This window comes from Pseudoalteromonas sp. JSTW, assembly GCF_013423925.1.
GTDB lineage: Bacteria > Pseudomonadota > Gammaproteobacteria > Enterobacterales > Alteromonadaceae > Pseudoalteromonas > Pseudoalteromonas lipolytica.
Genome location: NZ_CP058973.1, coordinates 133065 through 155730, shown reverse-complemented (window position 1 = coordinate 155730; position 22666 = coordinate 133065). Strand labels below are relative to the sequence as shown.

The following is a 22666-nucleotide window of genomic DNA, read 5'->3' as shown; positions in this document are numbered from 1 at the left end:
GAATCTACATGTCACGATTTTTTATTGATCGGCCTATTTTTGCATGGGTACTTGCCATCGTTGTGATGCTGGCAGGTATTCTTGCAATAAAAAGTTTGCCGGTTGCGCAGTATCCATCAATAGCGCCACCTGCCATTAGCATTCAAGCCAATTACCCAGGTGCGTCTGCCCGTACATTAGAAGATACGGTTACCCAGGTTATAGAACAAAAGATGAAAGGGCTTGATGGCTTGTTGTATATGTCATCAACATCGGAGTCTAATGGTTCAGCAACACTTACATTGACTTTTAGCGCTGATACAGACCCTGATATCGCCCAAGTACAAGTACAAAACAAACTGTCACTTGCAACGCCACTGTTACCTGAAGAAGTTCAGCGCCAAGGTGTGTCTGTTGCGAAATCGGCACGTAACTTCTTAATGGTTGTCGGTTTTGTTTCTGAAGACGGCAGTATGAATAATATCGACATTGGTGATTATGTTTCATCAAATGTGCTCGATATTATCTCGCGTGTTAATGGCGTAGGTGAGGTTCAGTTATTTGGTTCTCAATATGCAATGCGCATTTGGCTTGACCCATCAAAACTACAAAAATATGCATTAACACCGGCAGATATCAGTGCAGCAATTAGTGCTCAAAATGCACAAGTATCTGCAGGTCAGCTTGGGGCATTACCTGCAGTAGATGGCCAGCAATTAAATGCGACCGTAACGGCACAAAGCCGCCTTCAAACGCCAGAGCAATTTAGAGATATATTCGTTAAAACGAATCCTGATGGTTCAGTTGTGCGCCTAAGCGATGTAGCAAAGGTTGAATTAGGCGGTGAAAACTATGGTGTGGTTGCGCGTTTTAACGGTAAACCAGCATCGGGTTTAGGGGTAAAGCTAGCCAGTGGTGCAAACGCACTTGATACTGCTGATGGTGTTAAAGCGGCACTTGCTGAGCTTGAACCTTTCTTTCCTGAGGGGTTAACGACTGTTGTACCGTATGACACAACGCCTTTTGTCTCTTTATCAATCGAAAAAGTGGTTAGTACGCTAATTGAAGCCGTGGTTTTGGTGTTCTTAGTTATGTATTTATTCTTACAGAACTTTAGAGCGACACTTATTCCTACAATCGCTGTTCCGGTTGTATTACTGGGTACCTTTGCGATATTACAAGTATTTGGTTATTCAATTAATACCTTAACCATGTTCGCGATGGTGTTAGCGATAGGCTTACTTGTTGATGATGCTATCGTTGTCGTTGAAAACGTGGAACGTGTAATGACAGAAGAAAACCTGTCACCGCTTGAAGCAACACGTAAATCAATGGATGAAATTAAAGGGGCCTTGGTGGGGATTGCCATGGTGCTTTCTGCGGTATTCGTTCCTATGGCTTTCTTTGCAGGATCGACGGGCGTTATTTATCGTCAATTCTCAATTACGCTTGTAACAGCAATGAGCTTGTCGGTATTAGTGGCACTTATTCTTACACCAGCACTGTGTGCGACAATGCTAAAGCCAAGCCATGTACACAATGATAAATCACTATTTGGTCGTTTCTTTTTAGGCTTCAACCGAGGTTTCGATAAAACCAATGCGGGTGCGCAAGGGTTTGTTGCACGCATGATTAAGCACAGTAAACGTTACTTACTTTGCTATGGTTTGATTGTCGGCGGCATGGTGTATATTTTCTCGCAATTACCGTCTGCTTTCTTACCAGATGAAGACCAAGGTATATTGTTTAACCAAGTAAGCTTGCCAGCAGGCTCAACCACGGAACAAACGTTAAAAGTGGTTGAAAAAATGGAGCATCACTTCTTGGAAGATCAATCTGAAGCAGTGAAATCTATCTTTACAGTCACAGGTTTTAGCTTTGCGGGATCTGGTCAAAATGCAGCGATTGGCTTTGTTGGTTTAAAACACTGGGATGAACGTCAACGTCCTGATTTATCAGTGGGCGCTGTTGCGGGTAAAGCGATGGGATACTTCTCAACAATTAAAGAAGCGTTTGTGTTCGCATTTCCACCTCCTGCAGTTGTAGAACTTGGTACAGCAAACGGCTTTACCTTATTTTTACAAGACCGCGTAGGGCTTGGTCATGATAAGTTACTTGAAGCACGCAATATGTTTTTAGGCATGGCGGCTAAAAACCCGGTGCTTTCAGGTGTTCGCCCTAATGGCCAAGAAGATAAACCAGAACTTGAACTGGATATTGATTTAGCTAAAGCAGAAGCGCTTGGCTTAACACAAACTGACATTAACAACACGTTATCAACGGCGTGGGGTAGTCGCTATGTAAATGACTTTATTGACCGTGGTCGTGTGAAAAAAGTGTATTTGCAAGGGACTCCAGAATCACGCATGGTGCCCGAAGACCTCGATAAATGGTATGTGCGCAATGCAAACGGCGATATGGTGCCATTCACTGCATTTGCCCATTCATATTGGACTTATGGCTCACCACGCTTAGAGCGCTATAACGGCTTCTCGGCGATGGAAATTCAAGGTGCCGCTGCGCCAGGTTACAGTACAGGGCAAGCAATGGTTGAGGTTGAAAAAATAGTAAAACAGCTTCCTCCAGGTGTGGCATTTGAGTGGACCGGTATATCGTATGAAGAGCGTTTAAGTGGGGGTCAGGCACCGTTACTTTATGCATTGTCGTTGCTGGTTGTATTTTTATGTCTTGCGGCATTGTATGAAAGTTGGTCTGTGCCGGCTGCGGTGATGCTGATTGTTCCACTGGGTGTCTTTGGTGCGGGTGTAGCGTCATTTGTGTTTAATTTATCAAACGACATTTACTTGCAAGTTGGCTTATTAACAACCATAGGTTTAGCCTCTAAGAATGCAATTTTAATTGTTGAATTTGCGATTCATAAAATGGACGAAGGTATGAAGCTTGTTGATGCTGCAATTGCTGCTATTCGCTTACGTTTACGCCCAATCTTTATGACGTCAATGGCGTTCGTATGCGGTGTTTTACCGCTTGCGATAGCATCAAGTGCAGGCTCGGGAGCTCAAAATGCACTCGGTATTGCAGTGATTGGGGGCACACTTGCTTCATCAACAATCGTGGTGTTATTCGTTCCGTTATTCTTTGTGTTAGTTCGTCGCGTATTTCCCGGCAAACAAAAAGTGAATAGTGAGGAGCAAGCATAATGAAACTTAAACTGGTCTCTATTTCAGTCGCGACCTTAGTGCTTTCGGCCTGTAATATGGCTCCTGACCTTGAACAGCGTGAATTACCTGTTGCACCACACTATGCAGATGAAACCAATGCGGGAAATATTAATGACCTGCATTGGCAAGCATTCTTTAGTAATGCGCAATTACAACAGTTAATTGAATTAACGCTCGAACATAACAAAGACATAAAAACGGCTGCACTTAATGTGCAGCAGGTGAGAGCGATGTATCAAATTGAGGATTCAAATCTGTATCCAAGTATCGATTTGAATGCATCGGGTACACGTCAACGTTTACCCGGGAGCCTAACGGGCACCGGTGAGGCAGCTATCAGTGAAAACTATTCTGCTACCGTGGGGTTAACCGCGTATGAGCTCGATCTTTGGGGAAAGGTTCGTAATCAATCTGAACAAGCTTTGCAAAATCTTTATTCTGCTGAGTATAGTTTATCCAGTGTTCGTATCAGCTTAATTTCTGAGCTGGTTAATGCATGGCTAAATTACGCAACGGATAAAGCACTGTTAGAGCTTGCTAATGACACATTAAAGTCGCAGCAAGAGTCACTTGCGCTTACGCGTAAAACATTTGCGCTTGGTGCAGCATCACAACTTACGTTATCGCAGCTAGAAAGTACGGTTGCGAGAGCGAAAGTAGATATAGCGAATTACCAGCGTTTACTTAAGCGTGATAAAAATGCGTTAGATTTTTTGGTCGGCCAATCAGTCAATGTCGATTTATTGCCTAATCAAAGTATTGATACCGTACTTAGTATGCCCGAGGTGCCGGTTGGTTTACCGTCGGAGTTGTTAACACAACGTCCTGACATTAAAGCTGCTGAACATAATTTACGTGCTGCAAATGCAAATATTGGTGTTGCTAAAGCGGCTTTTTACCCAAGTATTAGCTTAACAGCCAATGCGGGGACGGCATCAGCAGATTTAAACAATTTATTTGATGCAGGCTCGGGCACGTGGAGCTTTGTGCCTTCTATTAATTTGCCTATCTTTAATATGGGTCGTAACCAAGCAAATTTAGAGGTGGCTGAAACGCAGCAAAAAGTGGCCTTAACGCGTTATGAGCAAACAATTCAACAGGCATTTAAAGAAGTGTCTGACGCATTAGCAGACCGTCAAGGTTATAAGCAACAATTAGCAGCGCTAAATGACCTTTACCAAAGCAATGAGCTGTCTTTTACCTTATCGGATGCACGCTTTCAAAAAGGGGCTGATAGCTATTTGCAGGTACTCGATGCGCAGCGCAATTGGTACAGTGCGGGCCAGCAGTTAATTATGGGTAAGCAAGCGTATCTTGCAAGCCAAATTAATTTGTATAAGGCCCTTGGCGGTGGTTGGAATGCACAAGGTGCTGTTCAATAAGCCAGCAATTGCATTGTTTATTCAAGGATTTACACGATCTTAGTTGTTTTGCTTTAGCGCTATGATTAAGATCATGTAAACCTTGTTTAAATTATAGTTAACTATACGGGCGAATAGTGTGGAGAAAACATGACGCAAAAAACCAAAAGACACAGCGATCCTGCGCTCGCAGAAGCTAGACGTAATCAAGTTCTTTGTGCTGCGGCAGATTGTTTTCGTCGCAAAGGTTATCATGGCGCTGGTATGGCTGAAATATCGAAAACAGCCGGTATGAGTGCAGGCCATATTTATAACTATTTTGCCAGTAAAGAAGCCATCATTGAGTCTATTGTCGAACGTGACATGGAAGAAATGTTCTCAATCTTTAGAGAGTTTGCAGACAAGCCTGGAGACCGTGTTTCGGTGTTATTGGATGGCCTTAATAGAGGAGTAGAGCGACACACAGATTTAAATCAAGGCGCCCTTGATTTAGAAATGCTTGCTGAAGCTGCACGCAACGAGAAAATTGCAAACCTTTTAAGAGAATCTGATGCTCATGCGCGTGATTCAATGCGCGAATTATTAATTGGTGAACGAGGTCCTTTACAAGGCACTGCACTGGATGAAATAAACGCACGCATCGAAGTCATGTTTTCAGTGATGGGCGGGTTGTTATTACGCAAAATGCTTAACCCTTCATTAGATACCGAGCAGTTAATAAAGGCATTAAGGCCTACCATGCAGACCTTATTATTGCCTTTCGAATAAAGGCATTTAGCCTTTATTCTCGTTTTTAAAAGCGCTCAATTGACCACTGTAAGGCTATAACAGCAATGGTTAATGAGCCCGCGGGCATCAGCCATTTACGATACCAATCACGATTCCTTAGACTGATTAATACCGGTAAACAGATAGCAAGTATCACAAGCTGACCTACTTCAACGCCTAAATTGAACGCCAGTATGCTCATTAACTGATAATCACTTGATAAACCCAGTTCCCCTAGAACACTGGCAAAGCCCATTCCATGTAATAAACCAAATGCAAAAGTCACCCAGCCTAATCGAACGATTAATGGCCATATATTGTTTAACGCTGCAAAGAGAACAGAGAGCGCAATACCTAATTCAACCCAACGACTATTGGGTGATACTAATTCAAGGGCCGTGGCTGTCAAAGTAATGGAATGAGCAAGCGTAAAGGCGGTGACTATCCAGGCTGTGCCGACGGCAATTTTTTTCTTTGATTGGATCCCTTGCCACGTATTTTTGTCTCTCACAAGTACGCAGGTTAAAAGCAACGCCACTAAAAATAAAATATGATCAACACCCATCCAAATATGCAAAATACCTTGATACACATATTCAACAAATGTTTGACCATAACTTGTTTGAGAAAAATTAAGCGTTTGTTGCTGGTTATTCCGACTAAACACTCGACTTGTGTTATTGATTGCTGCGATGGCTTTGTGATTAGCATCAATCTGCATTATTGCATTGTAGCTGAGCGTCAGTGCTGATTGTTCAGGACAGTTAATTTGTAACGGAACATCGATATACGCTTGGTTAAAGTGGTTATCAAGTTTAAGTGACCCCTCAGCGCTTACCGTACAGGTGGCACCTGCTTGCTGAGCTGAAATATGATTAAGTAAGTACGATGCTATTGCAGCCTGTTTTGCGCTAATTTCCTGCCAAATAATCACGTTATCTTGGTTTAAATCAAAGGGAATAGCTTGCTCTATGTCTGCAACTGCAACTTGCCATGAACCAGATAAAGACACGGTGTCGTTGCTGTCGCTTTGTAAGTTAATGTACGCTGTGCTTAGTTGGTGAGCAGACACATTAAAACTAGTAACAACGATTAAGAATGCAATTAAAATTATGTTTTTCATCGTAGTTATGTTCCTAATCGATATCGTTTGCTAATTTGAGTAACTGCTTATCGCTGTCCATTTTCGCGTGTTTCCAGTTAATATTTGCCCAATAGCGTGCTTTAGATTGATTTTCTTCAATTGTTAAATAGTACCAAGCAAGATCGCTGGCATGAAATAGATCTTGGCGTAATTCCCTTAAAACAATGCGCTCTTTTAATTTTAGTCGCCATTTATTCGATTGATTATCGACCTTATATTTTTCTGCCTGTGCAAGACGCAGCAAAATGGCATCTTCAAGGTTGGCGCTATCGTCTAATAATGCACTCAGAGTCGATAATACGGTATCTAGATTATTCATTGCCAAGTGTGCATCAGCCCATAACACCACCAAACTCACTGGTGAGTTTTTTAAATTCACAGTCGCAAGATAATCAATTGTTTGCTCAGGCTTATTTAATCTAAAAGCCATCTCGGCAAGTACATGGCGGGTATTTAGACTCATCGTCTCTTTGCGAGCGATCTTTTTTAATGCTTGAAAACTTTCTTCAAGCTTACCCGTTTGACTTTGTGCATCTAAACTACATATGGTCACAGTTTCAATACTTGCATGGCCAATTAAGTTTAAGCACTCAGACTTTGCGTCGTCGAACTTACCTTGCACCATTAATATGTTTGCTGTTAATAATGCGGCATTCACATGATGAGGACTTAGCTCTTTTACTCTGGCTAAAAAGGCTAAAGCCTCGTCAAATTGATGCTCGCGTTGCAGTACACGCGCGTAATAATAAAGAATTTCGGGATCGTGGCTTGTATTGACTTGCTGTTCTAAGTAACGTTTTAGGAGCCCTTGCTTACTTTCTGTTTGGCCCGCGTATTGTGTTTGTTCAAATAACGTTGCAAGCTCTTGAAGTGTCAGGGTAGCAGCAAGAGGGGTACTTGATGTGGCAATAACGTCGTTATCGTTTGGAATGTAAGGTTCTGCGTGAGCGAATGTGTTTACAAAAATAAACGACCAGATTAAATGTTTCATTGTTGCTCCTTATAAAAGCCATCCATGGCCAAATTTCTAAACCTTAGTTTTCAGTAACTAAATCATCAAAGTTTGCTTCAGCACCGGTGTTTAAGAACACACGACCATTGAGGCGTAATGGTTCGTCAGAAGCAGCTTGATTAAATGCAGCACGGCCAATAGCAGCAAAATCAACCTGTAATGCTTCAATGGTAATACTGACAGTGGCAGTTACTTGGCTGTTTACACCGTCACTGACAGCAAATTCGAAGCTATCAGCGCCGGTGGTCTCTGCATTAGGGGTATAGGTATAGCTGCCATCACTTTGCACAACCACACTGCCTAATGTGGGCTCTGATACAAGACTGTAAGTAAGAGCATCACCTTCAGGGTCAGAGCCCTCTAGCATGTCTTCGATAACAACCTCTGTTTGCGTTGTTACCATTGCATCAGTTGCACTGGGTGCCTGGTTAACAGGAACAGGCTTCATATCATCTTTGTCATCATTATCACTGTCATTACAGCCTGCAAGAACACCAGCCATAATCATCAGTGTGATTGTAGAGCGTTTTAAATTACGCATCGTAGCTCTCCTTATTTAGAACCAGCAATTGGAGTCGCAAGGTATGGGAAGCTCGCATCCATCATGGTTGCATCTAAAGGGGCACCATCTGTGAACGGTACATTACCTACACTCGCATCGTCTGATGTACATAAGCCTAAGTCGGTGTCAGTGCCATTTACTGGGATTGGGTAACACAAGCGGCCCATTACGACACGCAGTGCAATATCAACCACGTCATCACCTGGACGGCGACCATTAGGGAAACCTGCAAGGTCATCGCCCGCAACACCAAATGCTGATTGTTCAGTTTGCGGTGTTGCCGCAATCGCTGTATTTAGACGCAGCATTTCAGACGGTGTGACTGTGGCTAGTTGGTTTACACCTGGGAAGCCAGTTAAAAATGCAGTGACTAAATCATTACGAGGGAAATTAGTCGGCGCGAGTGTTTCAATATTTGTGCCTAAGGTACTGTTCACGGCATCTTTAAATAAGATGTTAAGCAGCTCAGGCAGTGATGGATGCGTTACATAATCAGCAAATTGACCATCGTCAGCAGGTGCAGAGGTAGAGAAGGTGTCTTTGTCTTTTAAGCCAATAACAAGTTCATTAACCAGTGGGCTACCCAAACGTGATACTTGAGTTAATGCGCCACCGTTAACCGCTGTTTTAGCAAATGACGCATTTGGATTTAAAATACGCGCTTGCGGAAGACTTGCTGTTGTCCAGCTACCAATCGTGCCATTACCTTCACCTGTCACACAGGCTTTAGGTACTTCAACAGCAATGGCTGTCACATTTTTCATTGCTAGGTCGTCATTATCAGCTGATTGTGTGATGCCACCAGGAAAACCACCGCCATCACCAGCACCCGGAGCACTATCACCTTCGACAGGGACATAATTTACAAGGTCAAAAGTTTTACCTAGGTTAACAACAAATGGGTCTTTACGTTGACCTACAAACACTTTACCCATACCGTCGCAGCCTGGGATTGCCACGCTGTAAATGTACTGGTCAGCGTATTCTTTGTAAGCACTCATTGAAGAGAATGTTTTGTTACCAATGTAATCAAGCGGTTTGTAAAATTCATTACTGCTATTCATTGAATTGGTTAGCATTGTTTTAGAGCCAGTACGTTGTGGGCCTTTTACAATGCTCACTGTATATGACTCGCTAAAGTTAACCGCTGCATTATTACCGGCCGCTACACCGCCGACATTCTTTAATGGCACTGCAACCGTGCGTTGATTGCCTTCTGGGCCGACTGTTAAAGCAACACCCATGTTGTCATTAGGTAACATGCTTTTGAAATTAAAAGCAAAGGTCATATCTTCTACAGCATCGCCGTCATTATCAATATGAATGCTGTAGGTTGCATCTGGGTCCATTGCAAAATAATTTGGACCGCCGTAAGCATCTTGAAGTGGAATATAGTTTGCGATGAACGTGACATAATCGCCACGGCCTTCTTCGTAACTATTAAACGCGTAAAAGTCTGTTGAGTCTAATGTTGGGAAGCGTGTAATGTTCGGTGCTTCTCGGTGACTAGATGCCTCTGTAGGCAAGCTGAACAGGGTACTACATACTACAATAGCAATTAGAGATGGAGTTACGTTCTTCATGACTTTTTCCTTAGTTTTTAAATTAAGTCATAGTGAAATACGGGCGAAGAATTTAATTGGATGCAATAATTTGAAAATTTTTTAACAAAAATGCAAAAAGCCGTGCAATGCACGGCTTTTAGATTTAAAGAATAACCAATTCGGTGGTGTATAAGACCTCGGTTGGGGAGCCATTAGGCGATCCTCCCAAGGGTTCTAAGCTAACAGCCAGGAGTGCAATGTCATTCGCATTAAATTGGGCATTTTTAGGTAGCTCAATTCGGCCTGACTTGGGCAGTAGACCTAAGGATATGGGCGCTTCTTGCCCTTTTAAAATCATCCATAACTCATAATCTTTGTCTGTGCGTGGTATAAGTGCTGTCGATGCTTTAATTGCAAGGCTGTCGTCTTGGACATCAATAAACCAAAGTGCAGATTCGGCTTGATTCTTAAAAAGTGCAATTTGTTGCGCTTGCGATGTAACCGACTCATGAGGCTGCCAAATAATAAGCGCAAGGACAATACTCGCAGCGGTGGCAATAAGCGACCATGCTTGTAGTATCGTTGAGCGTGGCTTTTTGGTTTTTAATTGCAAAGGCACAACGTTGGGGTCGATACGACTGGCAATTTTTTCCCATACGGCTTCATCGGGTGGCACAGACTCAATTGAACTTGCTAAGTTATTGAGATGTTGCTCCCACATCCATGTTGCTTCTCTTGCACGGGTAGAGGTTAACATTAAACGAGCAAAACGGTCGCGAGCGGGGCCTCTTAATGTCCCAAGAACATACTCGGCTGCTAACATATCAATAAGTGTTTGGTTTTCATAATTCATAACGTTAGGCACCTTTGTAGTTGTTGTAACCCACGTCTGATCCAGCTTTTAACTGTGCCAAGAGGGGATGCAATGTGATCAACAAGCTCGTGATGAGTCAACCCTTTATAATAAGCCAAGTGAATTACTTGTCTTTGCTGTGGATCAAGTTGTTCGATACAGTCGACCAACTTTGAATCATCTTCGTAAGCAACTTGAATAGACGTTAAATCTTCTTGTTCTTGCTCATCAGTTAAGCTCTGTTCTTTACGCACTTTGTGGTGGCGTAATAAATCGAGGCAACGGTATCTGACTATGCTTATCATCCATGACATAACTGCCCCTTTTGATACTTGATAGTCACTGGCATTGTGCCAAATTTTTACAAAGGCATCTTGCAATACTTCTTCAGCCTGAGCCCGATTACCCAGCATTTTTAAGCTAATGGCAAATAACTTAGCGCTAGTTGATTTGTACAAACTTGCGAAGGCATTTTTGTCACCTTTCGCTGTTGCACTCAGTAACGCTAATAGTTGATCGTTGTCCATAAAGTTCCTGTTTTTCTTGTTGTATAGAAGTAACGGTTTACTCACCGGTTTAGATGCACGAAACATTATTTTTAGAAAAAAGGATGTGAAATCAATGTTAACCCACCTCTTTTCTATTAATTAGGTTAGCAGGGATGTGCTTATTGGCAAATTTATAGGTTTCAAGTTATTCATAATGTGTAAGTTATTCATATGTTATTGAAAAAATGTCCTAAACTTATTTATATATAAATAGTAAATCTGCTAAGTTATTGATTTAAGGTATATCAAAAGGCGTGGTGTACTTTAAACTCTGGAGTGAAACTTGCTATGTATAAATAATTACAATAACAAGGAGTGATTATGTGGGCAGCATCAACCTATTTAGTTTTAGCCGTAGCGTTTATTATTGCTGCGTTGCGTGTAGATACGGTGTACTTTGCGCTATTTTTTTATTGGACAGCGCTTTCATTATTATTAGTGAGCGCGGCTTATTTTTTTGATATCGCGCGAATATTCCGTAAACGTGAAAATGGCATTATTCCCATGTATATACGGTGGGCGTTTATTCCATTTTTACTTGGCGCACAACTTTATAACGCGTGGTCTAGAAAACACGATAAAGTGCCGCCACTTCAACAAATAAACGAGCATTTGTTTTTGGCTTGTCGATTATTTCCATCTGACATAGACAGTATGAAAGAAATGGGGATCACAGCCGTTTTAGATGTAACCTGTGAGTTTGATGGCTTAGAATGGTCGTCTACTCAAGAAAATATCCGTTATCTAAATATTCCAGTACTTGATCACAGCGTGCCAACCCGCGCACAATTAAATCAAGCCATTAATTGGATACATCATCAGATTAAAGAAGACAGACGCGTTGTAGTGCATTGTGCATTAGGACGTGGTCGTTCCGTATTTGTCATGGCTGCTTATTTATTGAGTCAAAACAAAGATGCAGATGTGCACACGATACTTGAGCAAATTAAAGAAACACGTGAGACTGCAAATCTTAATAAACGTCAATTACGTCATTTAATAAGACGTCATAAAGCCGGTGATTTATTAATTAAAAATAAAGCTGTACTTATTGCTAACCCTGTATCGGGCACGAAATTATGGGAATCTAAAAATAAACAAATTACCGCCCGTTTATCACAGTACTACGATTTAACAGTACACACGACAACGGCCGAAATTAGTGGCATTGATTTAGCAAAAGAGGCCATTAAATCACAGCCCGATGTAATCATTGCATGTGGGGGAGATGGCACTGTGACAGAGGTTGCAAGTGTGTTAGTTGATACCCCCTGTAAATTAGGGATCATTCCATTAGGTACAGCAAATGCGTTAGCGCATGTTTTAATGGGCATTCGGTCAAAAATAATTCCTGTCGAACAAGCCTGTGAGCTCATTATTGAAGGGCAGGCGAGTCGTATTGATACCGCACTGTGTAATGGCGAACGTATGCTATTGCTTGTAGGGATAGGTTTTGAGCAAAAGATGATAGAAAAAGCGCATCGTGATGCAAAAAATGAATCGGGGCAATTGGCCTATTTACAAGGTTTTTGGCACGCGCTCGGCGAGCATGAAGCTCAAGATTACACCGTAAAACTTGATAACAATGAACCGCAGTCAATTCATACCACAAGCCTGATTATCGCCAACGCAGCACCATTCACCACCTTGTTAGCGCAATCAGCAGGGCAGCCCGACCATAAAGATGGGTTACTAGATGTTAATTGGCTTACCCCAAGTGCAGACTCGAAAGCCAGTACCTTGAGTATTGCTGAGTTGGTTTTTTCGAGCATTACTCAGACAAGTTTTGCAATTAACAGCCATCACACAAATGCTATGCGTGTCTGTGTTACGGCAGAAAATGAATTAAGCTATGTAATTGATGGCGAGGTGAAAACAGCTGATGAAATCGTTGTAGAAATATCACCGAAATCGCTTTCGGTGATAATGGCAGAAGAATAATTATTTTTTAATGCTTTTCCACTGGAAAGTTGCCATATCGTCCTCTTGGGTATTGAAAAACGTATCGACATAAAGTTGCTCTACTTTTTCACGTGCCCAGGGCGTTTTACGTAAAAATTTTAAACTTGATTTTACACTGGGATCATTTTGAAAGCAGCGAACATCGACATGCGCAGCGAGGCCTTCCCAGCCAAATTTTTCTTGTAGCTTAGTGACGATATCGGCAAGTTTTACGCCATGCAAAGGATTATTAGGTTGATTATCCATACTAAATCTTAGGTTACTTATTACCGCGCAATAGTAACCTATCTCGTCACTAGATGCTAATTGACACGAATTGTTTTCGCCTGCTTAGGGTAAATAATATCGCCGTTTTCATTCAATCGATACCACATGAGATCACTATTAGACAGATGGTCTGTTTTTGTAGCGCATATAAGCATGCTGTTCGCGACAGCAATAATCGCACCCTCGGTATAGCGTTTATTTTCATACCAGCATACCTTTGCGTTGGTTAATGCACTGTCGCCATCTAGCACCACTAACGGAGTGTCTTTCGCTGTTGCTATATGAGAAAACACTAAAAAAAATAATAAAAAGATTGAGATACGTGTAAGCAAATTTCACCCCGCAGTAGCAGTTTTTAATATCTTCACTAAGCTTAAGTCTATATGCTATAAAAACACAATGATGGAAATAATAAAAAGGTGAACATATGCAATTTGATAAAAATATGATTGACGAATTAACACTCCTCGCTAAATTCCCGCGAAATTCAAAAATGCAAGGTATTAAGATTCATTCTGATGCAGATTCTTCACTGATTGATGCAGCGAAGCGCTTATACGATAAAGGAATTACTGATAGCAGCGATGGAGGCTACCTAACCGATTTAGGTCTTGATTTAATAGAACATGTTACATTGATCCACTCGGCTTTAAAATAGCCACAACTGCTTAGATAAGCCTAAATCCTGCCCACTTTAGCCAGTTTATTATTAGTTTTTTGCTAATAGTCAACTGGCAAATTCACTAAACCATACTATCATTCAGTTTTCATTCATTTAAATTCATTTTATTTAAATAAAGGGACTCGTGATGAAAACGAATAAACTCAAACTTGCACTTCTAAGCAGTACAATTACTTTATTATTAGCTGGCTGTGGTTCGGACAATGATGAAAATGAACCTGAAGTCGTCGACACTCCCCCCGTCATTCAACTTGATAGCACTGCGAGTGTAAAAGAGGGTGAAAGCACAGAATTATCAGCAACGGTTACCGATGATAACGCGAGTATTAGCTACAACTGGGTACAAGATTCAGGCCCGAATATTACGCTAACGGGAGCAGACACAAACTCTATCAGCTTTATTGCGCCAGCACTTGATAACGACACAGAAGCTATGTTTACGCTTACGGCTACGGACTCAGCAGGCCAAGCTACATCAAAATCAATTACGGTGAGTTTGTTGAATAATGTTGCCCCTAAGGTCTCTGCAGACTTTGGCTCTGCACAAGAAAAGTCGATGGCGACACTCTCAGTAAATGCGACTGATGACGATGGCAGTATTAGCAGTTATAACTGGGAGCAAACAGCAGGGCCCACAGTTACGTTGAGCAGTGCGACTGAACAACAAGTGTCATTTACTTTACCAAGTGTTGCCGAAGATACCGAGCTTAAATTCAAAGTAACAGTTACAGATGATTCAGGCGATAGTACCGAATTAGAACAAAGTTTCATTATAGCGAGTATCGATAACACGTATACCTTAGCGGGTTCAATTACGGGTGATAAGTTTAGTAATGCGACCGTTAATGCAACTTTACTCGGTACTAATTACACACAAACGAGCGATGCTAACGGTGATTTTACGTTTACGTTTACTGTTGACGATGATGAAACGAATCTGTTTAGTCGTATTAATGCTATATCTGCGACTAATTCGAGTCTTGAATACAGTGCATTTGTTTCCGATTTAACTGCCAATGCCCAAGTACAAGCAGCACCCAAAATTAAGGCTAATTTTGCCCATGGTGATGAAGGCGCTAATACGGTAAGTTTAAGCGCTGTTTCTACGGCGTTAGTTGCGCTTATTACAGCGGCAAATGAGGGGATACCACCGGCTGACCTTGAAAGCTTTTCATTGGTAGAAAAAGGGGTTGATCCAGATGTGTTGATTGAAGCTGCAGCCGTCGTGAAATATGCGACCGAAAATGAAGTGACCCTTCCAGAAGGAACGGAAAATTTAATTGATCTTATTGAAAACCCAGACGCTTATAACGAGTTTGTCGCCGCTGTTGAGCAATCAAACCCAGGCGCAATCGAAAATGAAGTTGCAAAAATAATAGCAGATCCAGAGCTAACTCCACCTGTCGATGAATCATCTCTACCTGCTTACTATGTAAGAACATACCCTACAGCAACAGGGTTCCTTTCACGTGGTGGCCAGCAATACACATTTGAAGAAAACGGTATGGGCAAATATGTTCATAGTAGTGGCGCTGTTAATTACAATTGGGCACTTACTGAAGGTGTTATCACACTTGATTTTACTAGTGGTCAGGGCATTATCGGGTTCCTTTCTGTTGATGTCGGCGTTGCTGGGCTTTCTCAGCAACAAGTTGATGATCTTTTCAATGCAGGGATTTATCAAGTTGAAGTCACCTACTCACCTCAAACAGCGACACTTAAAAGGATTGTCGAAGGTGAGAGCATTGATAGTTATCGCTTAACAATGTCACAAACGGCTCAAATGACACCTATTTACTTGGGCGAAAATGTGATTGAAACACCTGAATTTAGCGTTTCAAATGAATCAGATGTCTCAATGAGAAAGCCATATTCAGGCTCTGACCTTGCGTTTAAAGCTGAAGATATGGGAGGCACTTGGGCAATACAACATTATCAAAGTGATAGTGATGATGGGGTTGTCGGATTTGTTTTAGACCCATACGTTTTTTCTGCTGATAATACGGGTAAATTACAAGATGCAGAGACAGCACTTCAGTGGCAAATCGAAGAAGGTGTTCTTAAAGTTACTTTCCCTGATCAGCGATATCAAGAAAGCCGAATTATTGACCAGTTAAATGGTGATTTACAATTACTGAATGTTGCATACTCCGCAGAGGGCGCTGTTATCGCAACTGAAGTTATGTATGGCTTTAAGGTTGACGAAACGAGTGCAGCCGCCGTTGATGTAACAAATGAGCCCGGCAATTTCTGGCAGACTATGATAAATCAGTGGACAAAAGCAAACTGGAAAGATGGCAAGCTAGAGTTTTATTATGAAGGTAACAGCGATAATGGCTTTAATGTGTTTGGCTTTCAGTTAACAAAAACGGATAGTCGCCGTTTAAATCTAGTCAATGGCACCGAGCAAGATTATACCTTAGATGGCGTAAATGTAGGTTGGATGCAAGAATCTAGAGACGTCACGATTAACTATTTTGGTAATTTTTCATGCAGTGATGATATGTCTAAACCATGTCGCAAACGTGAATGGGAGATATTAAAATCTCAACCGGGTGTTGCCGGTGAACGATTATACGTAAAAGAAAAAGACTATTATTTGTTAGATGAAAATGGTTGGTACAATAGCCAAGGTGCGCCTTCTATATTGATTGCTCCACGGATTAATATCTATGAAACAATTCCTGAAAATTATTGGATGCCAGAGACGATGAAGTCGAGTGGAGCACCTAGCTTGTTTAATACAACCAGCAGTTCAACAAACTATACGATACTTTCACCTAATAAAGATAAATCATCCGTTAACTAATCCTTGCAGCAAAAGGCCCGATTAAATCGGGCCTTTTAATTTATATTGAATCGGGTTGATTCTGCGGGGCTGCATCAATAAATGCATCAAGTGTATTACAGTGTTCATACACAGCGGCGATTTTTGGATATTTTTTCATATCAACGTTAAAACGCAGTGCATTAAATACTTGAGGCACTAAACAGACATCAGCTAAGGTTGGCTCATTCCCTACACAAAAACGATTACCTTCATCTAACATTTTTTCTATGCTGTCGAATCCGACCTCAACCCAATGCTTATACCAGGTGTTCTTAGCCTCATCATCGACACCAAGATCATTGGCTAAGTATTTTAAAACGCGTAAGTTATCAATTGGATGAATATCACAGGCTACGGCGTAACAAAGGTTACGGATCTGTGCTTTTTGCCATGCATCACCCGTCAGTAAAGGGACCTCTGTATGGGTTTCTTCAAGCCATTCTAAAATAGCTAATGATTGCGCTAAAACCCCGTGCTCGGTTTCTAACGCTGGCAAAAGGCCTTGTGGGTTTTTTGCCAAATAGGCGTCGCTTTGCTGTTCCGATTTTAATAGATTTACGGTTACAAGTTCATGATCAATGTTTTTTAAATTAAGGGCGATACGAACGCGGTACGCCGCAGATGAGCGAAAATAGCTATAAAGTTTCATTATACGTCCTGTTTACCTGTAAAGTGTTTTTTAATAGTTCGCCAACAATCTGTGTAGTTTGCTTGACGCTCTTTACCTTCAAGGGCATATTTTGTTGGTGAAATAACGTAACGTGATTCAAACATAAATGCGAGTGTATTTTCATAGCGTTGTGGCTGTAAATCTGCATTCGACGCTTTTTCAAATACATCAGCTTCAGGCCCATGTGGTGACATACAATTATGTAGACTTGAGCCGCCCGGTACAAAACCGTGCTCTTTGGCATCGTAAACACCTTCAATTAAGCCCATAAATTCACTCATAATATTGCGATGATAATAGGGTGGGCGGAAAGTGTTTTCTGCTACCATCCATCGTGGAGGGAAAATAGCAAAATCTATATTTGCGACACCCTCAGTACCTGAAGGTGACGTAAGGACAGTAAAGATTGATGGATCTGGGTGATCATAGCTTACGGTGTTCATGACATTGAAACGCGCTAAATCATATTTATAGGGCGCACTATTACCCGTCCATGCGACCACATCGAGTGGTGAATGACCAATATCACAACGGAACATGTTACCATTAAATTTCGCAACTAATTCAAAGTGACCTTCGATATCTTCAAATGCAGCGACAGGGTAGTGAAAGTCACGGTCATTAGCGTAACCGTTTGCACCAACTGGACCACGCTCAGGCAATATGTACGCATGGCCATAGTTTTCACAAATATAACCCCGCGCAGTCTCCGTTAATAAATCAACTGCAAACTTAATGCCTCGTGGAATAACGGCAATCTCACCGGCACGCACTGTTAACTTGCCGCACTCAGTTCTAAGCAGTAGTTCGCCTTGTTGAGGAACAAACAACATCTCGCCATCTGCATTGTAAAAGTAACGGTTATCCATAGACTTGTTAGCGACATAAATATGAATACCAATACCTGTTTGTGCATTTGCGCTACCATTTGCCGCCATTGTGACGAGACCGTCGATAAAGTCAGTCGGTTCTATTGGGAAATCAATCGGATCCCAACGTAGCATCGTCGGTGGTGTTGGTACTTCGGTGATTGGTGCAGTGCGAATTAAACCATTATCAATTGCTGTATAGTCGCCTTGAACAACCGAAGGACGAATACGATAAAACCATGTTCTGCGATTATCTGCACGCGGTGCTGTAAAAGCCGTTGTGCTAAATTGCTCAGCGTATAAATCGTAGTTTACTTTTTGTGGGCTGAACTGACCAATTGGTAATGCACCCGGCAGTGCTTCGGTTTCAAATTCATTACCAAAGCCTGTCATATATTGTAATTCGTTGTTATTCATCACTAGACTCCTGAAAGGTTTTAGGTAAGATACTCTCATGTGAGAGTAAATTCAAATAGGATAGAATTTAACTCTGTAAATATTTTTTGACAGTAAAAATGCCATGACAAAAGAGATGAAAGCGACATTTGATTTAAACAGTTTCCTGCCCTACACACTCAACAATATTGCAACGCAAATGAGTGAACAATTTAGTGAGCTATATCAAAGCCAATTTGACTTAACCGTGCCACAATGGCGCATTATTGCCAATCTAGCCCAATACGGTCAGCTAAGTGCAAAATCGTTATGTGATTTGGCACACATGGATAAGTCTACGGTATCAAGAGCGGTTAAACGCTTATTAGAAAGAGACATTATAAGCGCCCAATCTGATCCACTCGATAAAAGAGCAACCTTACTGTCATTAACACGTGATGGCAGCGATATGGTCGAAAAAATTAGTCCGGTGGCATTAGATTGGCAAGCAGAGATGCTAAAAGACATAGATGAACATGAATATGAAAACTTTATCTCAACGCTGAATAAAGTTTACGATAGCCTCAATAAAAATGTTTAATTCTGTAATCTTAGCGCTGCTACATATTGATTTAGTGAATCGATACGGATATGATAATCGATATCATTTACAATTAGAAATTTGGATGCTCTCCCTATGAAATTAGCGTTAAACACAATGAAGACTTTTGGCCTTAGCCTTGTATTAGCATCAGCATTTATTACGCAACCAGTATTGGCAAATGGCCCAATTGGCGAGCACGTTAATCACCTTAAAGCAAACTTAAAAGATTATTCTGATGATGTTGAGTGGATGATAGCAAAAGTGGATGCTTTAGTGACAGAGTATGAAAAAAATGGCGCTAAGGCTGTTAAAAGCGATGATTTAATTGAGTATTGGGAATCAGTAAAGTTTCACAGTGCCATCGAAACTAATTACGTTCCAGTTTATGCATCTATTTGGCAAAGCATTTATGGTATTAAAATGGCCATCGATGATAAAAAACCTGCAAGCGAAGTACGTCAACACCAGCAGGCACTAGATGCGGCTCTATGGCAGGGGCTAGGGGCTGTTAAATTAGCCGCTGATTTTCAACAAAAAGGCTTATTGAAAGCGGTAAAAGCGACGGCCTCTGAAAACATGACGCAAAGCGCCACTATTGATGAAATTAAACATAAGTTAGACCGCGTTGTGGCAAAATATGCTGAGCGTTTAAGCGACGAAGCGACTCAAATTGTACACGATACTTACCTTCACTTATTTGAAGGCGTAGAAGGTACTCTTATTGAAAAAGACGCAAAACTTGTGGAAGTACTTGAAAAAGATTTTAACGTCACACTTCCAAAAGCCATTTCAGACAAAAAAGACGTTGACCAAGTTAGAAATGTGGTTATTGATATGCAAGAAAAACTTGATCGCGCTAAAGTGCTATTAGAAGAAGCTGAAAAGTCACGTAAGGATGTATTTTAGTGAAACGCAGAACCTTTATTCAAGGGCTGGCTGCGTTAGGGGTAGTGGGCAGCATGCCATTACCTCTTTCTCGTGCTTTTGCCGCAAGCCCAGTAAGCCCAATTTCAGTGAATGACCTACCAGCCCTAGAGGGCGATCTGACTTTATACCTAGGCCGTGGTGAAGGTGGTTTATACGAAAACGTATTGAAATCAATCGAAAAGAAAAATCCAAAACTTAACCTATCGATTCGTCGCGGGCCGACAGCAGCGCTTGGAAATATGATTGTTGCTGAAGCAAAAGCAGGCGTGAAACGGGCTGATTTATTTTGGGCTGTGGACTCAGGTGCAATTGGTTTAATTACCGATGCGGGACTCGCCAAACCGTTACCAGGCGATTTAGAATCGCAATTACAGCCGCAATTTCGCTACCCAGGTTGGGCACCCGTGACAGGGCGTATCCGTACCTTACCCTATAACACGAAGCGCCTCACCAAAGAGCAAATTCCAGATAGCATTATGGCGATAGCCGATAGCGATTTATCAATTGGCTGGGCACCCGCCTATGCATCATTCCAGTCATTTGTAACTGCAATGCGCATTCTTGAAGGCGATGATAAAACCGCTAAGTGGCTTAAAAAAGTCCAGAAACGTTCTAAAACGTATGCCGGTGAATTAGGTGTAGTGATGGCTGTTGAGCGTGGTGAGGTTGATATTGGTTTTGCAAATCACTATTACACACTTAGATTAAAGTCGGGCAAACCTGATGCAAATCTCGATCTTGCCTTCACAAATCAAGACGCGGGTTGCTTAGTTAATGCCTCGGGTGTACTTTCATTAACCGATAACCCGAATGCAATGAACTTTATGCGCTATTTATTAAGTGCAGAAGTACAAAGCTACCTTGCTCGCGAGGCCTATGAAATTCCGCTTATTCAAGGGATTGAACAGCCTTCTGGCTTACCTGCTTTATCAGCAATATCACCACCGAAAGTTGATTTAACACAATTGGCAGATTTAAGGCCAACACTTGACCTTATGCGAAGTAGCGGTGTTCTATAATGCGCATACCTGCTTCATATCCTATGGCGCTGCTTGCAGCGCTTTTGGCGTTAGCGCCTGTTTATATTCTGATCACCTTAGCCAGTGATGCAACAGCTATTTTTGATAGTCATAATTTAAAAATTCTTGGTAATACCTTATCCCTCATGGTGTTAACCGTAATAGGCTCAATTTTAATTGGTGTTCCTCTGGCATTTATTAGTGCCTATGTGCAGCTTCCTTTTAAGAAGTTTTGGCTGGTGTTGTTTGCAGCGCCGCTTGCAATACCAAGCTACATCGGTGCATTTACGCTCTACGCAGCGTTTGGTCCAGGTGGTGAGATAAACCAGCTATTAGGGTTTGAAACCCCACCTATGTATGGATTAACAGGTGCAGCGATTGTGATGACGCTGTATACCTTTCCATTTGTAATGCTGACTACACGTTCATCATTGCTCAGTCTTGATGCGAGCATGGTTAACGCTGCACGCACCTTGGGTATGTCGATGACAATGAGTGTGTTTAGAGTCGTATTACCGCGAGTAGTTAATGGGATTGCTGCCGGCTCTTTACTGGTGGCTCTGTATACGTTGTCGGACTTTGGCACGCCAGCTATGATGCGACTTGATACGTTTACCCGTGTGATTTATGTCGAATATAACGCGTTTGGTTTAAGTCGCGCGGCAATGTTATCACTGCAACTAATGGTAATTGTCGGCTTTTTATTGTTTATGGAGTCGCAAATAAAAACGGCCTCAGAGCGTCATGGTCGGCCATTAATGTTATTTCCAACGAATGGTCAAAAGTGCATGATGCTATTAACTTTTGCACCCATTTTGATTTTGGCGATTTGCTTACCGCTCGGTATTTTTTGCGTGTGGTTAGCGCGTGATGGCTTTGCTAATTTTGACTTCAGTATTGCATGGAACTCAGCGTACGCCTCGGGCCTAGCTGCCATTGTTGCTGTAATAGTTGCTGTGCCTGTAGCGCATGCCGCACTGACCGGTAAAGCGGGACGTATTATGGAGCGCGTGACTTATTTTGGTTTTGGTATACCGGGTATCGTAATGGGAACTGCGCTGGTGTATGGTGGATTGCAATTACCAATGTTGTATCAAACTCTTGCTTTATTAGTCATTGCGTATGTATTACGTTTTTTACCGCTTGCAGTTGGTTCTGTCCGCACCAGTACTGAGCACTTAGATTCAAGCTTGGTTAAGTCTGCCAGGGTGTTAGGAGCAAGTCCTCGTGAAGCATTTTTACGCATTACGTTGCCTTTAACCTTACGTGGTATTATTGCCGGGGCTGCGCTTGTTTTCTTAGAATCGATGCGTGAGCTTGAGGCGACGTTGTTACTTGGCCCAACAGGGTTTGAAACCTTATCTACGTATTTATGGCGTGTTTATGAAGCGGGCTATTTTGGTCGCGCAGCGATTCCAGGTTTGCTTCTTGTCGTGATATCAGCATGTGGTTTAGCTATAATGCTGTCCGGTGAAAAACGCAGTCAATTAGAACATTAAGGATCAGTT

At 41.8% G+C, this 22666-nt stretch carries 20 protein-coding genes; 10 read left to right on the top strand and 10 right to left on the bottom strand.

Translation table 11 applies throughout. The annotated features are described in order from the left end of the window. The first annotated feature begins 8 nt into the window (after window positions 1–8). From GZH31_RS17010 to GZH31_RS17000, 3 genes are all read left to right on the top strand, one after another. Window positions 9–3140 carry an efflux RND transporter permease subunit gene (locus tag GZH31_RS17010; protein ID WP_036972767.1) on the top strand — a complete coding sequence of 1044 codons (3132 nt, stop codon included), beginning with the start codon at window positions 9–11 and terminating at the stop codon, window positions 3138–3140. After that, window positions 3140–4543: an efflux transporter outer membrane subunit gene (locus GZH31_RS17005; RefSeq protein ID WP_180311850.1), complete on the top strand. Its 1404-nt coding sequence runs from the start codon at window positions 3140–3142 to the stop codon at window positions 4541–4543. Before GZH31_RS17010 ends, GZH31_RS17005 begins: the two co-directional genes overlap by 1 nt. Window positions 4544–4672: 129 nt before the next feature. Continuing rightward, complete coding sequence (locus tag GZH31_RS17000; protein WP_065979145.1) at window positions 4673–5290, top strand: TetR/AcrR family transcriptional regulator; 618 nt, start codon at window positions 4673–4675, stop codon at window positions 5288–5290. Window positions 5291–5315: 25 nt separating this feature from the next. Here GZH31_RS17000 and GZH31_RS16995 read toward each other — a convergent pair whose 3' ends face one another. The 6 genes from GZH31_RS16995 to GZH31_RS16970 all read right to left on the bottom strand — a co-directional run bounded on the left by GZH31_RS16995 (window position 5316) and on the right by GZH31_RS16970 (window position 10932). Beyond that, window positions 5316–6413 carry a HupE/UreJ family protein gene (locus GZH31_RS16995; protein WP_180311849.1) on the bottom strand — a complete coding sequence of 366 codons (1098 nt, stop codon included), beginning with the start codon at window positions 6411–6413 and terminating at the stop codon, window positions 5316–5318. Window positions 6414–6426: 13 nt separating this feature from the next. Then, window positions 6427–7425 (bottom strand): lipopolysaccharide assembly protein LapB, encoded by a 999-nt coding sequence (locus tag GZH31_RS16990; protein WP_180311848.1) that lies wholly within the window; start codon window positions 7423–7425, stop codon window positions 6427–6429. Between the two features lie 43 nt (window positions 7426–7468). Beyond that, complete coding sequence (locus tag GZH31_RS16985) at window positions 7469–7987, bottom strand: Ig-like domain-containing protein (RefSeq protein ID WP_180311847.1); 519 nt, start codon at window positions 7985–7987, stop codon at window positions 7469–7471. An 11-nt stretch (window positions 7988–7998) separates the two neighbouring features. Next, on the bottom strand, window positions 7999–9591 hold the full coding sequence (locus GZH31_RS16980) for a DUF4331 domain-containing protein (protein ID WP_065979149.1): 1593 nt from the start codon (window positions 9589–9591) through the stop codon (window positions 7999–8001). A gap of 124 nt (window positions 9592–9715) precedes the next feature. Next, complete coding sequence (locus tag GZH31_RS16975; protein ID WP_036972750.1) at window positions 9716–10405, bottom strand: anti-sigma factor domain-containing protein; 690 nt, start codon at window positions 10403–10405, stop codon at window positions 9716–9718. After that, on the bottom strand, window positions 10402–10932 hold the full coding sequence (locus GZH31_RS16970) for a sigma-70 family RNA polymerase sigma factor (RefSeq protein ID WP_036972749.1): 531 nt from the start codon (window positions 10930–10932) through the stop codon (window positions 10402–10404). Before GZH31_RS16970 ends, GZH31_RS16975 begins: the two co-directional genes overlap by 4 nt. 342 nt (window positions 10933–11274) lie before the next feature. Here GZH31_RS16970 and GZH31_RS16965 point away from each other — a divergent pair, with 342 nt between their 5' ends. Beyond that, a complete protein-coding gene (locus tag GZH31_RS16965; protein ID WP_118844951.1) occupies window positions 11275–12894 on the top strand; it encodes a diacylglycerol kinase family protein in 1620 nt (539 codons plus the stop codon). Here the strand turns inward: GZH31_RS16965 and GZH31_RS16960 are convergent, their stop codons facing one another. Further along, the gene (locus tag GZH31_RS16960; RefSeq protein ID WP_036972744.1) at window positions 12895–13161 is read right to left on the bottom strand and encodes a VF530 family DNA-binding protein; all 267 of its coding nucleotides are present in this window, start codon (window positions 13159–13161) and stop codon (window positions 12895–12897) included. It abuts the gene before it with no gap. Window positions 13162–13217: 56 nt separating this feature from the next. Next, window positions 13218–13514 (bottom strand): DUF1496 domain-containing protein, encoded by a 297-nt coding sequence (locus GZH31_RS16955; protein ID WP_051501899.1) that lies wholly within the window; start codon window positions 13512–13514, stop codon window positions 13218–13220. A 95-nt stretch (window positions 13515–13609) separates the two neighbouring features. Between GZH31_RS16955 and GZH31_RS16950 the strand changes: the two genes are divergently transcribed. Together GZH31_RS16950 and GZH31_RS16945 are read left to right on the top strand one after the other, a co-directional pair. After that, complete coding sequence (locus GZH31_RS16950) at window positions 13610–13840, top strand: TIGR02647 family protein (RefSeq protein ID WP_036972742.1); 231 nt, start codon at window positions 13610–13612, stop codon at window positions 13838–13840. Between the two features lie 151 nt (window positions 13841–13991). Then, window positions 13992–16673, top strand: a complete 2682-nt coding sequence (locus tag GZH31_RS16945; RefSeq protein WP_180311846.1) for a hypothetical protein — start codon at window positions 13992–13994, stop codon at window positions 16671–16673. Window positions 16674–16713: 40 nt separating this feature from the next. On the opposite strand, the gene maiA is transcribed toward GZH31_RS16945, so the two are convergent. After that, the gene (gene maiA / locus GZH31_RS16940; RefSeq protein WP_180311845.1) at window positions 16714–17343 is read right to left on the bottom strand and encodes a maleylacetoacetate isomerase; all 630 of its coding nucleotides are present in this window, start codon (window positions 17341–17343) and stop codon (window positions 16714–16716) included. After that, the gene (gene hmgA, locus GZH31_RS16935; RefSeq protein WP_180311844.1) at window positions 17343–18650 is read right to left on the bottom strand and encodes a homogentisate 1,2-dioxygenase; all 1308 of its coding nucleotides are present in this window, start codon (window positions 18648–18650) and stop codon (window positions 17343–17345) included. Before hmgA ends, maiA begins: the two co-directional genes overlap by 1 nt. A gap of 103 nt (window positions 18651–18753) precedes the next feature. On the opposite strand from hmgA, the gene GZH31_RS16930 reads away from it, so the two are divergent. The 4 genes from GZH31_RS16930 to GZH31_RS16915 all read left to right on the top strand — a co-directional run bounded on the left by GZH31_RS16930 (window position 18754) and on the right by GZH31_RS16915 (window position 22657). Continuing rightward, window positions 18754–19209, top strand: a complete 456-nt coding sequence (locus GZH31_RS16930; RefSeq protein ID WP_230236330.1) for a MarR family winged helix-turn-helix transcriptional regulator — start codon at window positions 18754–18756, stop codon at window positions 19207–19209. A gap of 96 nt (window positions 19210–19305) precedes the next feature. Next, window positions 19306–20118: a hypothetical protein gene (locus GZH31_RS16925; RefSeq protein WP_036972731.1), complete on the top strand. Its 813-nt coding sequence runs from the start codon at window positions 19306–19308 to the stop codon at window positions 20116–20118. Next, window positions 20118–21158: an extracellular solute-binding protein gene (locus tag GZH31_RS16920; protein WP_118844956.1), complete on the top strand. Its 1041-nt coding sequence runs from the start codon at window positions 20118–20120 to the stop codon at window positions 21156–21158. Before GZH31_RS16925 ends, GZH31_RS16920 begins: the two co-directional genes overlap by 1 nt. Continuing rightward, on the top strand, window positions 21158–22657 hold the full coding sequence (locus tag GZH31_RS16915; protein ID WP_065979155.1) for an iron ABC transporter permease: 1500 nt from the start codon (window positions 21158–21160) through the stop codon (window positions 22655–22657). The genes GZH31_RS16920 and GZH31_RS16915 overlap by 1 nt, the downstream gene beginning before the upstream one ends. The last annotated feature ends 9 nt before the right edge of the window (window positions 22658–22666 follow it).

Bases quoted from the DNA above. Each gene is read 5' to 3' on its own strand.
- GZH31_RS17010 (WP_036972767.1), top strand. From the start codon at position 9: ATGTCACGATTTTTTATTGATCGGCCTATTTTTGCATGGGTACTTGCC.
- GZH31_RS17005 (WP_180311850.1), top strand. From the start codon at position 3,140: ATGAAACTTAAACTGGTCTCTATTTCAGTCGCGACCTTAGTGCTTTCG.
- GZH31_RS17000 (WP_065979145.1), top strand. From the start codon at position 4,673: ATGACGCAAAAAACCAAAAGACACAGCGATCCTGCGCTCGCAGAAGCT.
- GZH31_RS16995 (WP_180311849.1), bottom strand. From the start codon at position 6,413: ATGAAAAACATAATTTTAATTGCATTCTTAATCGTTGTTACTAGTTTT.
- GZH31_RS16990 (WP_180311848.1), bottom strand. From the start codon at position 7,425: ATGAAACATTTAATCTGGTCGTTTATTTTTGTAAACACATTCGCTCAC.
- GZH31_RS16985 (WP_180311847.1), bottom strand. From the start codon at position 7,987: ATGCGTAATTTAAAACGCTCTACAATCACACTGATGATTATGGCTGGT.
- GZH31_RS16980 (WP_065979149.1), bottom strand. From the start codon at position 9,591: ATGAAGAACGTAACTCCATCTCTAATTGCTATTGTAGTATGTAGTACC.
- GZH31_RS16975 (WP_036972750.1), bottom strand. From the start codon at position 10,405: ATGAATTATGAAAACCAAACACTTATTGATATGTTAGCAGCCGAGTAT.
- GZH31_RS16970 (WP_036972749.1), bottom strand. From the start codon at position 10,932: ATGGACAACGATCAACTATTAGCGTTACTGAGTGCAACAGCGAAAGGT.
- GZH31_RS16965 (WP_118844951.1), top strand. From the start codon at position 11,275: ATGTGGGCAGCATCAACCTATTTAGTTTTAGCCGTAGCGTTTATTATT.
- GZH31_RS16960 (WP_036972744.1), bottom strand. From the start codon at position 13,161: ATGGATAATCAACCTAATAATCCTTTGCATGGCGTAAAACTTGCCGAT.
- GZH31_RS16950 (WP_036972742.1), top strand. From the start codon at position 13,610: ATGCAATTTGATAAAAATATGATTGACGAATTAACACTCCTCGCTAAA.
- GZH31_RS16945 (WP_180311846.1), top strand. From the start codon at position 13,992: ATGAAAACGAATAAACTCAAACTTGCACTTCTAAGCAGTACAATTACT.
- maiA (WP_180311845.1), bottom strand. From the start codon at position 17,343: ATGAAACTTTATAGCTATTTTCGCTCATCTGCGGCGTACCGCGTTCGT.
- hmgA (WP_180311844.1), bottom strand. From the start codon at position 18,650: ATGAATAACAACGAATTACAATATATGACAGGCTTTGGTAATGAATTT.
- GZH31_RS16930 (WP_230236330.1), top strand. From the start codon at position 18,754: ATGACAAAAGAGATGAAAGCGACATTTGATTTAAACAGTTTCCTGCCC.
- GZH31_RS16925 (WP_036972731.1), top strand. From the start codon at position 19,306: ATGAAATTAGCGTTAAACACAATGAAGACTTTTGGCCTTAGCCTTGTA.
- GZH31_RS16915 (WP_065979155.1), top strand. From the start codon at position 21,158: ATGCGCATACCTGCTTCATATCCTATGGCGCTGCTTGCAGCGCTTTTG.